Source organism: Pelagimonas sp. (assembly GCF_058892305.1).
The window spans coordinates 797-14,824 of record NZ_JBZXVN010000075.1 but is presented as its reverse complement, the minus strand read 5'-3'; the positions used below and the strand labels follow the sequence as shown (position 1 = coordinate 14,824).

Here is a 14,028-nt window from a genome sequence, read left to right as displayed (position 1 = left end):
CTACCGGCCAGCCGATCACCCGCCGAGAATGCAGATTTAGGATTGCAGAGTGGGTCAACCAGCCTTCACGAGCACAAAAACATCGCTGATGTCGCTGGCCGATTTCTGGTGCAGCGTCTTCGCTGCGAAGCCCCGGTCCAACAGGTTTGTGGCAATGTTGAATTTGTGGTCACTGTCCTATCTCGGCAGATTGCCTTGCAATCGCCTGCCCGGCACTGATCGTCACTTTGTGTTTGCGGGGGCTGACAACGGAAAGGCCGTTCTTGCGCACCAACTTGCCAACGCCGTGGTGTCCGACATCAAAGCCGATCTGTTTCAGCTTTTCTGTGCCGTAGCGACCAAGGCTCAGGTGGGGCAATTCTTGCACATAGCGTGCCCGAGGCGGCATACAGAATGCGTGGGGGTGGGGATAGAACCTCGTGTTATTTAAGCGGCCGTGTGTCTAAATCGAACTGTAACATGGCAGGGTGTTTCGCGCCTTTTGGCGGTGTTCCGAGTGGTACAGCGGCGCGCAATGTTGACCCAAATCCAGCCTCGGCCAAAACCTGCGACAATGAGGAGCTTTGAGTGGAGCGCAGCGTAGGTAATTCGTTTTGTGCCAAGAAACCAAAGTCTTCAACCGCAGTGTGTTCCGCAGCAGGTGTCAAAATTAAGATCATCCGATCTCGGCCGAACGCATCGTCGGTAATGCGTAGCAATCCTTGGGCAAGTCTGTCGCCGGGTTGCAGTCTGCCTTTGAACATATGAGTTATTGAATAATCGCTGCCGATATACAAAACGTTGATATCAACCGGGGTGATTTCCCTATTTTCCGCCATAACATGCACTTCGTCGCCGGGAACCAAACGCGGGATTGGAACGAGGGGTAGGGTATCTAGTTCAGGTTGCCCCGAAACGCGGCTTTGCAAGATCACGTCCACGTCCAACGAACTTGACGGCAAGCCTGCGCCAAGCCTGAGCAAGTTTTGAACCTTTAACATCTGGGTAAAGGTGTCACCCAAATCGAGTGCCAACTGCTCGGCCGATTTGCCCGAAACGCGGACTTCAGGGCTTCGGACCAGATCGCTGGACTCAGTGAAATCGTCTCCACGGGATACGATGATGTGGTCCGTGTCTCTACCGTGGATAAGGTGCAAATCCGCAGGACTTCCCGCGGGCAAAAAGGTGATCCGATCCGACAGATACCCATGTTGTTTGCCATAATCTAACGCCTGTTTTATCGTCGAAAACTGACCGTTTTCCAAGGCGGGCAAGGCGATTGTTGTGGCAAAATCTACCGACTTATCTAAGCGTCGAGCATAAGCCCCTTTGGGCACCCCATCCTTTAGCGTGACAGGGGCGACATCACCCGTCCTAAGGCGCAGTTTTGCACTAAAGTTGTCGAGCCCTTCGACGACAGCCGCCCCCAACGACGCGGAAACCGGGTCCGCCGGACTGGCCAAAACAGCCAAGGGTTCGCCGATGTCCAACCCATGGAGACGACCGGCAGGCAAGGTTAGCGTGCCATCACTCGCGATCGAAATTGGCCACTGAAAAACCGCTTGGGCGTCGCCATTTGCGAACACCGGCAGGTCAAGATCGCCAACAAACATGGGGGTCGAGCGGGCACGCCCCTCGGTCGCGTATTTGCGCAAGATCTCGTGCCCCAGCTGCCGATAGGAAATCCCCGGATTTGAGGCCAGTGTTTCGAACAAAGTAAAGGTGAACACCCCTTGCGACCGACGGCCGGGTTTGCCGCGTGGCAGGCGTTTTTCGGGTGTCGATTCATTGGATTGCGCCGCATAAAACGCGATGAATGATCCCTGCGATGGGGCAGTGTTTGCGCTGGTTTCCACGGGCGCTTCGTCTTGCGCGCGTGGGTTTAGCGATCTCGTCAATGTGCCTGCCATTGCCTCCTCAATCGCGGCGATAGGCACGCCGAGCGCTTCCGGGGATAGTTTGCGCAAGCGCACATCATCGCCCGCCGAGGCCGCACGGGTCACCGTGCCAGAATGACAACTGTCAAACACTGCCCAAACTGTGGCTCCGGTCGCCCTAAGACCGGCGATCATGGTGCCAATCTCATCGTCTATCAGCGCGTTTTTGACGGTGCCAACCGTGTCGCTCCACAGCCCAATGTCTGTTGGCAGAAAAAGTTCATCCAAGCCGTCCAATTCAGTTGCCGGAACATTGGCCGGGGCCTGTGTACCGTGCCCGGAGAAATGCAGATAGACAAAGTCACCCGGCTGCAATCGCGTGGCAAGCGCGGCCATTTCGGCGCGAATATTTGCAAGGGTCGGGTCTTCTCCTCCTGCGACTCCGTCAGCAAGGACCGTGATGTTTGCGGGGTCAAAGGGCACATTTTCATTCAACGTCAAATAGGTGCGTACCAGATCAACGTCATTGGCCGGACCAACCAACCAAAACCTTTCATCCAGATTTGGGTAGGTTGACGCCCCAATCAGCAACGCGTGGTTTTCACCCGCGAAAACAGGGGGGGCGGCTGCGAGAGCAAGCGCGGTCAATCGCGCCAGAAAAGACAAAGGACGCATGGTCAAAATTTCCTCAATTGCTCATCATGGAATAGCGTCCACTGCGTGCCGCTTCGTTGACAACAGTTATTGAGTAACGATCACTTTGTTTGGGGTGCCAACCGCAATAGGCAACGGCGCTGATGTCTGTATCAGAGCAAACCAGCCGCTTTTTTGCGTCGTGGACCAATAGGTTCAAATCCATGCCAGAAGCCCCCTCCACATAGATTTCGGCATATTGCCCGCCGGCAAACGTGAGATCGGGATAGGTGTCTCGGCCTTTGCCCTTGATTTGCACGATGGAGTAGACCGGACCACTTTTGACGCCTTTGGTTCGATATGCCCTGATATCTTCCGCCACCCCTTCAAGGGCCGGGTCCCCTTGAATAAGTGGCGCGGCGGCAGCCAGCATGACCTCAGCGTCCAGAGCTGGATTGGCGGCCTCAGCCGTTCCGCCCTCTGGGGCGATGGTCCCTTTGGAGAGCGGAATAGATTTACGCAATTGCGCCGCTGCTAGAATATACAACGGGTCTTGTTCAGCGACCCCCAATTCAAAAAGTGCATAGGAGGTTTGGATGCGTTTGAGCATCGGTTGCTCTGCACTCGTCGCAGAAGACAGACCAAGAAGAGCACCCAAAAAGAGAACACCAAAACGGTTCATTGCAAGCTCCTTTTCAAAATGAATTGCCTATCAATCTGAGACAGCTTCGCGATTTTAGCAAGGCGACGGTCATTTGTGACGGGATTTTTCATGCAAGCGCGGTGCCAGTTCGTGTTATCAGAATGACGTTTTGAACCGACGCAACGATTGATCCCAAGCATGCCCCATTCAAACCCTGCCCGTATTTTAATTGTCGAAGATGATACGGAAACGGCCACCAAACTAGCACAGATTTTACGAGGAGAAGGGTGGGAAACCTTTCTCCAAGACACCTGGGAGGCAGGTGTTCTGATGGCCAAAGACAACACGTTTGATGTGATCATTCTTGACCGGATGTTACCGGGGGGCGACGGAGTCGATGCCATTTCACAAATCCAAGCAGCGGGCAGTTCGGCGATGATTTTGATGTTAAGCGCATTGGGGTTGCCATCCGATCGCACCCTAGGGTTGGAACGCGGTGCCGATGACTATTTGGCGAAACCTTACGAAGCTGCCGAGCTACTAGCACGGGTTCGCGCCCTATTGCGCCGCAAAATCGGGCAGGCCGTTGAGACAGATATTTTGACGTTTGGAACACTGCAAATTCGTCTCAAAGCGCGTCAGGTTCATGTTGGGGATCAACATGTGGCGCTTAGCCCGCGCGAGTTTGACCTGCTGTGCTACTTTGCCAAAAACCACGGGAATATTCTAACGCGGTCGCAGTTGCTTGAGGCGGTTTGGAATCTGCATTTTGATCCCCAAACCAATGTTGTCGATGTTCATGTTGGCCGTTTGCGTCGCAAATTGGATGCGGCAATGCCATACCCGGTGTTACATACCCAACGCGGACAAGGCTATTTGTTCGCCCGCAATCCAGAGCCGTTGGGCGCGAGGCGCAATAATGCGCTCTAGCACGACACGTCGGATCATCGCGGTTTTTGCTGCCGCCATTTTAGGTGTGCAACTGGTTGGATTTGCGGTTCAATATGTGACGGTCAATCAGGTTTTGAATGACCGGTTGGAACGGTTGGTGATCTCGGACCTCAAAGGGTTTGCCGCACTTTATGATCAACGCAGAATAATAGCGGTGCGCCAAGCGATCGAATTTCGACTGTCGCACGACGTAGAAAAAGACGTTTTGTTGTCGTTGCATGATCGGGAGAAAGGGGAACTGGCTGGAAATGTTGGGGACTGGCGGAAAATGGTCGAAATGCCCGCGGAAAGTGAGACCGGGCCAATGCAAAAATTCACCTACCAAGGGCGCAGTTATTTGGGTGTGGTCAGGGTTTTACGCGGCAATTTTCCACTATTGGTGGCACGCAGTTCCGCTGATCTAGAGGCCGTTCTCGCCGAAATAAAACGCCGATTTATGGTGGTCTTTCTGCTGGTATTGGCGGTTTCAGGTGCGGCGGCAATGATTGCCAATGCGGCTGTTTTGAAACGGATCAAACGCATCAATACCTTGGCTGACCGCGTCGCCACCGGCGACCTTTCCGCGAGGCTGGAGCCGCAGCAGGCCAAGGACGAATACGCCCTCCTTGAGCGGCATATCCACCAGATGCTTGACAAGATCGAAGCGTTGACACGGTCAACCCACCATCTCAGCGATACAATCGCTCATGAATTGCGCACACCGCTCACGCGCATTCGCAACCACCTTGAACAGCTTGATCAGCAAGATGACAACACCCATGCTGCACTCGCAGAGCTGCGCCGCACTATTCAAATTTTTGATAGTCTTTTGCAGATCGCCAAGGCGGAAGCCGGACGAGGCGAAACCCTTGATCTTGTGCCATTGGACTTGTCACTTCTCTGCGTTGATTTGACCGAGCTTTATACCCCATTGGCCCAAGAACACGGTATGACTCTGGACGCTGATATTGCTCAAGATTTGATAATTTTGGGTGATCGAAATCTTGTGGCGCAGTTGCTATCCAACCTGATCGAAAACGCTATTAAATTCTGCCCAAAGGGCACGGCAATTTTAGTGTCGTTGCTTGCTTTGCCGCACCGTCATTGCTTGAAAATTTCCGACACAGGCCCCGGCCTGCCCGACGGGTTTTCAGATCAAATCTTTGACCGCTTTTCGCGGGCAGAACCCGATGCTGTCGGTCATGGTTTGGGTATGGCCTTGGTGCAGGCCATTGCCTTGCGCCACGGGGCCAAGCTGACCATACCCGATACCGAAAAAGGTTTTGAGATTCAAATTCATTGGCCTACACTCGCGCACAGACCTTGATTTTTCCAGGGGAATGTTCGTGAAATTGCACTTTAAGCCTGTGAAAATCCTCGCTTTTGCCCTCCTGTTTATCGCAGGTTGCGCCGTGACCAACACCCCGATCAACGCCCCAATGCCAGAGGGGCAGAACCAACCGATTGTTCGGATCGGCGGGCGTGATCTTCCGCAGGATGATCTGTTTATCGGTTTGGCATTTTCGGGCGGCGGCATGCGGGCATCGGCCTTTGCGCATGGGATGCTAGAGGCCCTACAGGACGTTGGCCAAACTCGACAAAATCCTCACGGGCTTTTGCCACATGTTCGGCTGGTGACCGGTGTGTCGGGCGGCTCCGTTACCGCCGCGCATTTTGGGCTGACCGGCCCGAAGGGCGTGCAAGGCTACCGGGAGCGGTACCTTGTGACCAATGCCGAAAAATATATGTCCAACAAGGTGTACAATCCGCTGACCCTCGTCCGGGGGGTATCAGGGGGTGCCAATGGCAGGAAAACCTTTGGCCGCTATCTTGATGAGACCCTATTTCACAATGCCACATTTGGTGATCTGGCGAAACGATCCGACATTCTAACATGGATCAACGCCGCAGATGTCGCCAGTGAAACCAGCTTTTTGTTCTCTCCTGAAACGTTTGATGCGCTCTGTAGCGATCTGTCCGCGCTTCCACTTTCCGAAGCTGTGTCGGCGTCGGCGGCCTTCCCATTGGTGTTTAGCCCGATTGTCCTCAAAACGCATTCCAAGGACTGCAATTACCAAGAGCCAGATTGGTTGACCGCCGCCCGCTATAACCCAGAGGCGACCGCAACAATGAAAGCGCATGGCCAGGTGTTGGAAAGCTATGCAAATGCAGAGGATGTTAAATATATCAAGCTTTTAGATGGTGGCATTACCGATAATTTCGGTACGGTCGCCTTGGCCGTAGCACGGGCCAAATCGCAAAGCCAATACGGACCGCTTACCGAAGAGCAGGCCGTTCGAATGCGCAACTTCTTGTTTTTGGTTGCCAATGCCGGGGTCGAAAAAGACCCGGCGTGGGCCAATCACCCCAGAGGTCCCGGCGGTGTCGGATTGGCAAAAGCGATTGTTCAAAGCGCCATGCAATCCGCAACCCGCACGGCCTATGATGCCATGCGCTTAACGCTCGAAGACTGGCACGCCGACGTAATAGAATATCGGTGCGAACTCCCCAAAGCACGAGTTCAACAACTTCGCGGCACGCTTGAGGGCTGGGATTGTAAGGATGTGAAACTGTTTGTTGGCGTCGCCTCATTCGATGAATTGCCCGACGAAATGCAAGTCGAACTAAACACGATCCCAACGCGTCTCAGGCTAAAGGTCGATCAGGTGGATATGGCGATCGAAGCGGGGCGCATAGCAACGCGCATGAACCCGGAATTCAACGGTTTAATCCGTGCCGCCGGTCTGGCGGACCCTGTTTTGGCCGCTGACGGGGCGACAGAGATCAGGCCAACACGGATCTCTCCCATTCGCAATTGACCTGTCGAAAATATTAGGGCTGCGTCCCTTTATGACAGCTTTGTTCATTTGCCCCGCCGGCGCGCGTTTGGCTAAGCTAGGTCAGTATTTAATAGAACAAGAGGCCTTTTGATGCGCCAACTGACCCTATTTTCGCGCCGGCCCAAGACCATTGTCAGCGTGCTCCGCTTTGTTCTTCCTGCCGCTGTTGGAGCGCATTTTGCGTTTTGGCTGCTTTTTTTTACGAAAACATATGTTGCGCATCTGGGGTCTGACGCGATCACAAGCACCGTTGCCACCGCTTTGATTTTAACATGGTATTCGATCAAGGTGTTTTGGTTGGAAACGCTTGCACTAGGCGTGGTTGTGGTGGCGTTCCAATACCTGCCTGTCGCTTCAAGGAGGGCCATAAATTGATCCGCTTGTGCCAAGCTGTTTTTGTTGCCGCATGGTTGCTTTTGCCCTCCGTTTCAATAGCGCAGGATCAGCTTAGCGTGTTTCAGTCTTTGATTTCTGATCCTGGACGCGGCTTTACCGCGTCGCAAAACCTGTTGGGGCGTAGTTTTGCCGAGCATTTGCATGGCGGCAGCAAGCCTGTGACATTGCAAGATCTTGATCAAATGGGGGCCGCCTATGACCCGAAATCAGACAGCGCCCTGACCGCGGGGATGTTGTACTATCATTTGGCTTACCCGGTTGCTTTATTGCGCGACTCCGGAACGGGAGGCGATGAAATCATTGCTCGAGTGATCGAAGCCCGGATCCGCTGGCTTGCTGGCGACACCAAGGCTGCCCGGTTTCAAATCGAAGACCTGATCACACAGTTTGCTGCAATTGGCGGGACCGAGGATCAAATGGTCTCGCTATTGGCAGATGCCGCGATATTGGCATGGCGTGATGGGGATACCGACATGGCCCAAGGATATTTGATCCGGGCACAGGCCTGCGGCCAGCCGCGTTGCCCGACGGATTTTGTGTTCGATTGGCTTGGCCCAAATCCCAAGGCGCTCAAGCGGCCCTATGCGGAGTATGATGCGGATGTGATGCGTCAAACGGCCCTTGCCGGTGCGGATATGCTTGTGGTTTCACCAGCGGCTTTGAAGGCCGATATTGCGCAAGAGGCGGATTTTATAACGGGGGCGTGGTCTCGCGATTTGGCTTGGGCGATTGACGCGGCCAAAACCCCACAGGAATTATCAGTCAGTGACAAAAGACGCATTCGTTTGATTGCCGACCGAATGTTGAACGCACATGGCATGTCGGCGTTTTTGATGAACAGCGCCAGCGTCGCGTCTGAAATTTCCGGTTTGATGACGAAAGACGGCGACCTTTCGCCAGAGGCGTTGCTTGGGCGCGACGTCGCTTACATTGGCAAATCCCTTTGGCGGTCTGTGATCATCGGGCGCTGGCCGATTTTGCATGATCTGTATTTGGCTTCTGACCGGCCCCAAGACGTGATTTTTGCTAAGGCTATCAAAGCCCGACTTGTTCTGCAGGATGGCGATATGGATCGCGCTCTCGGCCTGTTAAATACAATTATTGCCGATGCGCGTAGGCAAGGGTTTTCAGATGCGCAGCTCCACGCCATTTTGATGGATCAATGGGCGGGCGCTGTTCTTGCGGGGAACTCGGATATCGCGACCAAGGCCAAGGCAGCGGTCCAACCCTGTCTGCAAACTGTTTGCCGCGTCGATATCGTAGAGTCTGTGGCGACCCGGTACTATCACCTCCCCAAAACGGTTTATCCGCATAGGATCGCAGGCATGACCCAAACTGCGGCAGACCACTTCTTTCGAGATGTCTTTCCCGGTGATTTACTGAAACTCGCTGATTTGTATAGTTACGGCTCGACCCGCAATGCGGACTTACCGCTTGATAGCGCCCGTGACAGCGTCACCGGTTTTGAATTCGCGGAGCAAGTGCAAGGACTGGCAATTGCTGATTTGGTAGATCGCGCCAATAGCACAATGGATGACCTTTTGGTTGCCGGGAACTATCAACAAGCCCTTGAAATTGGCGATCGGGCCGAAACAAGGGCGCGTCGTGTTTTGGCGGAAACCGCATTGAGCGCCCAATTTTTTGCTAAACGGGCCCGTGCCGCGTCTCGGCTTGGACATCCACGCGCCGAGGTTCTGTATCAGACTGCGGTCGCGCGCCTTTTGGACTCGCGAGACTGGGACAGAGCCCAGCAAAGCCTGGGTGATGATCTGGCGTTGGATTTGCTGGATACCAGTTTTGACGCGACTTTGCTGACGCTGATAGACGGACGACAAGACAAGGACGACATCCGTGCCCGTGTTGAGTTTCGCAGGGGCAATCATGCGCGCGCCGCCGATATTTACCGCGCTTTTCGTCATAGGTATGAATTGCAGGTTTCGAGCGGAAATATCAAATCCTATCAGTATGATACCCCAAAGGTCTATATGCGCGATCCAAAGCTGCGCGCCATGGCCCTGCAAGAAGCCCACTACCGCACCGCGATGGGGGACACACAGACCGCAACGCATTTGCAAGCACTGGGAACCTTGCCGAATTGGCCCGCGCAATGGCCCGATTTAAATGCACAGGTCCCCGCCCATGTGCTTGCCCATTTCAACGAAACCACATCCGGGTTTTCTGGGGCGATGAGCCAGATCAGACCGGTGTATGAGTTTCGCGACAGCGGCAATTACCAAGGGGCGGCCGCGTGGATGCGCGACATGGCTTGGGTTGCGCAGGGGGCCGAACAGAGCGGAACATACGAAGATGCACAAGTTCTCTGGCAGATGGCGTTTACCTTTGCTCGGGCCGGTGAGACCTCCGTTGCCTTTGACCTGATGGATCGTGCGGCTCATATCGCGGCTACGCTGTCGTTTGAAGGGGCCAGCGAAGGCACGCTCCAATTGTTAGAGCGGGATCGCTGGCGTTACCTCTTGTTTGTCGATATCGCTTGGGCCGCAGTGACAGGAACACCGCCGGACAAAATGTTGGTTGTATCGCGGTATTGAGGGGTGGCTGGCGGCTCAATCCCCGTCGCCAACCACCACAAATGGGGCCCAGGCCGAAGGATGCGCCAGACCGGAAGTGTCGGGCTGGGAGATCAAATCCAACATAGACAGGCGCAAGGCTTGCGATTTCCCAAGGTCAGGGTCATTCTGAAGGCGCGCCAAAGTCTCTTTGGTCAAAGTGGCGGTGACATCATCGCGCACGGGCCAATGCGACACCAATATTGACCGCGCGCCGGCAAACAAAAACGCCCGCGCCAAGCCGGATAATCCCTCGGCCCCCGGCGTGCCATCCCCTGCTGCTGTATTGCAGGCCGACAAAATCACCCAATCGGCGTTCAACTTCAGCTCTGCGGCCTCAGAGGCGGTAAGCAAACCATCATCGCGGTCTGAGCCAATGTGCGGCGGAGTAAAGGCCAAAGCAGGTTCCGCCAAGCCTGCTAAATCCCCGGTGATAAGCCCATGTGTGGCAAAGGAAATAATCTTGGTCGTCTCAAGAGAGGCCGTTTTTACACTGGTTTCTGTTGCCTTTGGCCCGGTAAAAACGGTGGCTTTGCCCGGCGGAAATAGGTCGGAAATATCGCGCAGCTCTCGGGCGGTCCCCGGCAGAGGTGCCAAGCCGCGCACCGCATCGGTCAACGTGCCGTCTGCATCAAAAAATGTCCCCATCGCACGGGAGGAGGGGCCAGATTGAACCGGAGTTCCGTCAAAATCCGGGTTTCCAAATCCCACAAAACCGGACAGCTCAGGCGTATCCGCCGTCATGGTTGCCGCGGCTCGAATACTCGGAAGGCTCGAAACCCCCGGCAACGTCGTCAAAGCGAACCGTCGGATCAACCACGGGGCATTGGCAACTGTGGTTGTTTCGGTCGGAACCTCCGTCAAGAGAACCGCCAAAGGCAAACCTGACAGCGCCCCGTCTTTGACGACATACAAATGATCGACACCGTCCAATGCGGGCAAAACCGGGGCGATCAAATCGGAAAAAAGTGCATGTGCCGTGGTGAAATCAAAACGCGGTCTGACAGGGGGTTTTGGTGCAGACAGAGGAACTGCCGCCCGTGCCAAGTCTGTCGGGTCAAGATCACGACGCACATGCCGGATGCGATCACCAAGTTGTGTCGCCGACATATCTGCCCGGTGCCATGATTGCCCCTGATCGGACACAGCCCAAACGTAGGTGGCAAAAGGAGCGCTGAGGAACAGGACCAGGCCTTCGTTTGGGGCGAGCTGGTCCCTTAACTCTTGGTAATTCAGAGGTGTGGGGTTTGAAAATTCGGCGTAGTTTGGAAACCGATCACGAATTTCGTCATCCAGTCTCACCAAGGCATCTTCAGCGTCCTGAAGCCTTGCTCGCGCGTCCTTTGCTTCAAGGCCCGATGCCTGACCTGCGTACAAAGATCTGGCTTTTGTCAAATCCGCTTCGATTTGTTGCCTCTCGCGAATGAGCCTTGCCAGAAGCCCATCGCCTTTGGCGGCGCGGGCTCCCATTTGCGCCACCGCGCGCGAGGCTTTTGTGGCCATGATCCATTGCGCCCCTTCAAAGGCGCGTTCACCCATCTGGGTGTCGTCACCGCTGTTTTGAGCGTGTAAAGGCGCATGAAACAGGGCCACACATGCCGCACCGATTAGAAAGGGTTTGAAAGGCATCTCAAAGCCTCACATCAGGCCGTTGCGGGTGAAGAATAGGCCGCAACGACCTTGGTTGAGATATTCAATAACATGCGCCATTGCGCGCATAAATGCACATCCGGCGCGAGCTTTCAGCCGCAACATCTTCGATAATTCCGGTCAATGCATCGTCACCTTCGGCAAGTTTCAAAGCGGCGGCAATCATGTCTTCTTGGGTTGTGAATGCGGTGCCAGGGGCGGCGGACGGGCCATCAAGTGTCGCGCGTAAACGAACCGCAGCAAGGATCAAAACGGGCTCACCGCGCGCTTGTCCCAAGGCCATCAATTGCTCTGACATCGTAATCTGAGCCATGGCCTCCGGTGTCAGATCAGCCTCCTCAGCTTGAACCGAAACAACGGTTGAAAGAGCCAAAATACCGGCGATAAAAAAAGTTTTCATGAGCTTTACTCCAAAATGAGATTGCCGAGAAAGCGTAGGCGGTGTTTTTTTGCGGAACAACATTTTTTGATGCCAAATGGCTTTTCTAACTGCAATTGTCATTCAATTTGATTGATGTCTTGGACGGAGGGCCCGCTGATATCCGTCCTCTCCCGTCCCGTGTCGTGATCCATTGCTCAAAACAGAGTGGGGCATGTCTTGATCGTTTCTGACTGACGGAGGTTCAAATTACGCGTTTTGCCACAATCTTTCCTAAGTCCCGCGAAACGCCTCGCGCTCACTGACCGTAACTCTCTCTTGTTCTAGCGCCCTCGAATGGCCTCAGGGATATGGTGATCCTCCGTCCCTGAAGTGGTTCGCCCCCAACTCGTCACAAGACTGGTTTGAGACTATAGTTACAAACGCTTCTATTGACTGACGGTCAGTCAATAGAGGGTTGCGAAAGGAGAATCGCAGTGGCTCGGATCGTCAAAACCCGTGAGGAACGGCGCGTGGAGATCGTTGACACAGCCGAACGGCTGTTTCGAAAGCATGGCTATGCAAATTGCTAGGTGGAGAGGATTATTCGCGAGATAGGGGTCGCGAAGGGAACGTTTTACTACTACTTCAAGTCAAAGCCCGACATCCTTCGGGCCATCGTTGACAAGACGCTCCTTACGATTGTCGGCCTTGCTGAAACCGTTGCCGATGATGACGCTCTTACAGCGATTCAAAAGATGGAAGCGCTTCTTGGCAATAGCCATATCGGCGATGATGACAGCCTCGAGGTCGCCGAGATGCTCCATCTCCCGGAGAACCGCGAGCTACATGAACTGACCAATATTCAAACCGTTCTGAAGCTTTCGCCGATTTTGGCCCGGATTGTCGAACAGGGCAACGGTGACGGCACATTCAACGTCGAGAAGCCGCTTGAGACCATCCAGTTTCTTTTCGCCGGTGCCCAGTTTTTAACCGACGGCGGCCTCTTCAGATTCTCCGAGGCCGAGCTGCGGTCGCGTCGCCTTGTGATGCAGGGAATTATTGAAAAAGCGCTCGGTGCTGCGCCGGGTAGCTTTGACTTCATGAACCCCATTCGGGTCGCGGAATAGAAGCACGAGCAGCGAAACCTATCAGGAGCACCCACCTCTGGTCCTGCAACATGATTTGGCGTGCTCCGTATACAAACTAGGGGGATTTCGGACCCAAGTTGCCTTGTTGAATCGCTTAGCTAGAGGAAATTTCTATGACGGATTTAACTGCACCAAGTCACGCACTTGAGATACCTTCCCGCGCGATATTCGGTTTTTTGGGACTGACCTTCGCAATTACCTGGGGTCTCGTCGGTTGCTACATTGTCGCGCCGAACTGGGCCACTGCGAGCTTCGGCACCATCAGCGGATCACATCCATTCTTTTTTCTCGCCACATGGGCACCAGCGATGTCGGCCTTTGCGGTTGTCGTGTTCTTCGGCGGCGTGCAGGGGCTCAAAACGTTCTTGTCCCGCCTTTTCCTGTGGCGAGGGTCGTTGCCTTGGGCCCTTTTCATCCTGCTTGTGATACCCGCGGTCTTTACGATTGGGTCTCTGATAAAAGGGGGGGGCGCTATTTGCTCCGTTGCCGCCAGAGGGCGTCACAGCGATGGTCGCCGTTTCCCTGATGATGCTCTTCCTCGGACCTATCGAGGAATTCGGCTGGCGCGGGGTGGCGCAACCCATCCTGCAACGGCATATGGCACCGCACTGGGCTGGGATGGTGATCGGCACGATCTGGGGAATATGGCATCTTCCGGCGATTTTCTTGGCTGGGACGGTTTTCGCCGGATGGAACTTCTTTCCGTTTCTCGTTGGCAACATCACCTTGGCCGTTCTTGTGACGCCTCTGTTCAATGCCTCTCGTGGTAGTCTTCTGTGGCCAATGTTGTTCCATTGGCAGCTGATCCTGCCCTTCTGGGCGGATGCACAGCCCTACGACACTTGGATACTGCTGGCGGTCACAAGCGTCGTCGTGTGGTGGAAACGCGAAACTATGCTGCATCGTGGCAATGCAGTGAAAGAGATTATTCCCGGCGCACAAGGACACAAGCAATGAGGCAACTCCTGAGGCTCTTTTTGGTGCTGCTTCTGCCATTCGCTTTT

Annotated in this window: 10 protein-coding genes and 1 pseudogene; 6 read left to right on the top strand and 5 right to left on the bottom strand. The window is 54.6% G+C overall.

Annotated features, from left to right (window positions below; translation table 11 throughout):
• The 3 genes and pseudogenes from AC5EFR_RS22715 to AC5EFR_RS22705 form a co-directional block, all read right to left on the bottom strand.
• Window positions 1-370 (bottom strand): annotated as a pseudogene (locus AC5EFR_RS22715) (hypothetical protein); the annotation flags it as partial.
• 52 nt (window positions 371-422) lie between these two features.
• Window positions 423-2,531 carry a caspase family protein gene (locus AC5EFR_RS22710; RefSeq protein WP_493577976.1) on the bottom strand — a complete coding sequence of 703 codons (2,109 nt, stop codon included), beginning with the start codon at window positions 2,529-2,531 and terminating at the stop codon, window positions 423-425.
• A 13-nt stretch (window positions 2,532-2,544) separates the two neighbouring features.
• Window positions 2,545-3,171, bottom strand: coding sequence for a hypothetical protein (locus AC5EFR_RS22705; RefSeq protein ID WP_493577975.1), 627 nt, complete (start codon window positions 3,169-3,171; stop codon window positions 2,545-2,547).
• A 159-nt stretch (window positions 3,172-3,330) separates the two neighbouring features.
• Here AC5EFR_RS22705 and AC5EFR_RS22700 point away from each other — a divergent pair, with 159 nt between their 5' ends.
• The 4 genes from AC5EFR_RS22700 to AC5EFR_RS22685 all read left to right on the top strand — a co-directional run bounded on the left by AC5EFR_RS22700 (window position 3,331) and on the right by AC5EFR_RS22685 (window position 9,847).
• A complete protein-coding gene (locus AC5EFR_RS22700) occupies window positions 3,331-4,062 on the top strand; it encodes a response regulator transcription factor (protein ID WP_493577974.1) in 732 nt (243 codons plus the stop codon).
• A complete protein-coding gene (locus AC5EFR_RS22695; protein WP_493577973.1) occupies window positions 4,052-5,389 on the top strand; it encodes a sensor histidine kinase in 1,338 nt (445 codons plus the stop codon). Before AC5EFR_RS22700 ends, AC5EFR_RS22695 begins: the two co-directional genes overlap by 11 nt.
• Before the next feature lie 19 nt (window positions 5,390-5,408).
• The gene (locus AC5EFR_RS22690) at window positions 5,409-6,881 is read left to right on the top strand and encodes a patatin-like phospholipase family protein (protein WP_493577972.1); all 1,473 of its coding nucleotides are present in this window, start codon (window positions 5,409-5,411) and stop codon (window positions 6,879-6,881) included.
• 473 nt (window positions 6,882-7,354) lie between these two features.
• Window positions 7,355-9,847, top strand: a complete 2,493-nt coding sequence (locus AC5EFR_RS22685) for a hypothetical protein (RefSeq protein ID WP_493577971.1) — start codon at window positions 7,355-7,357, stop codon at window positions 9,845-9,847.
• Window positions 9,848-9,862: 15 nt separating this feature from the next.
• Here the strand turns inward: AC5EFR_RS22685 and AC5EFR_RS22680 are convergent, their stop codons facing one another.
• Entirely contained in the window at window positions 9,863-11,494 is a 1,632-nt protein-coding gene (locus tag AC5EFR_RS22680) for a CHAT domain-containing protein (protein WP_493577970.1), read from the bottom strand.
• Window positions 11,495-11,558: 64 nt separating this feature from the next.
• Window positions 11,559-11,915: a hypothetical protein gene (locus AC5EFR_RS22675; RefSeq protein WP_493577969.1), complete on the bottom strand. Its 357-nt coding sequence runs from the start codon at window positions 11,913-11,915 to the stop codon at window positions 11,559-11,561.
• Between the two features lie 551 nt (window positions 11,916-12,466).
• Here AC5EFR_RS22675 and AC5EFR_RS22670 point away from each other — a divergent pair.
• Together AC5EFR_RS22670 and AC5EFR_RS22665 are read left to right on the top strand one after the other, a co-directional pair.
• On the top strand, window positions 12,467-13,003 hold the full coding sequence (locus AC5EFR_RS22670) for a TetR/AcrR family transcriptional regulator (protein WP_493577968.1): 537 nt from the start codon (window positions 12,467-12,469) through the stop codon (window positions 13,001-13,003).
• A gap of 528 nt (window positions 13,004-13,531) precedes the next feature.
• Window positions 13,532-13,981, top strand: a complete 450-nt coding sequence (locus AC5EFR_RS22665) for a CPBP family intramembrane glutamic endopeptidase (protein ID WP_493577967.1) — start codon at window positions 13,532-13,534, stop codon at window positions 13,979-13,981.
• Window positions 13,982-14,028: the final 47 nt, after the last annotated feature.

Bases quoted from the DNA above. Each gene is read 5' to 3' on its own strand.
- AC5EFR_RS22695 (WP_493577973.1), top strand. From the start codon at position 4,052: ATGCGCTCTAGCACGACACGTCGGATCATCGCGGTTTTTGCTGCCGCC.
- AC5EFR_RS22705 (WP_493577975.1), bottom strand. From the start codon at position 3,171: ATGAACCGTTTTGGTGTTCTCTTTTTGGGTGCTCTTCTTGGTCTGTCT.
- AC5EFR_RS22700 (WP_493577974.1), top strand. From the start codon at position 3,331: ATGCCCCATTCAAACCCTGCCCGTATTTTAATTGTCGAAGATGATACG.
- AC5EFR_RS22675 (WP_493577969.1), bottom strand. From the start codon at position 11,915: ATGAAAACTTTTTTTATCGCCGGTATTTTGGCTCTTTCAACCGTTGTT.
- AC5EFR_RS22680 (WP_493577970.1), bottom strand. From the start codon at position 11,494: ATGCCTTTCAAACCCTTTCTAATCGGTGCGGCATGTGTGGCCCTGTTT.
- AC5EFR_RS22665 (WP_493577967.1), top strand. From the start codon at position 13,532: ATGGTCGCCGTTTCCCTGATGATGCTCTTCCTCGGACCTATCGAGGAA.
- AC5EFR_RS22710 (WP_493577976.1), bottom strand. From the start codon at position 2,531: ATGCGTCCTTTGTCTTTTCTGGCGCGATTGACCGCGCTTGCTCTCGCA.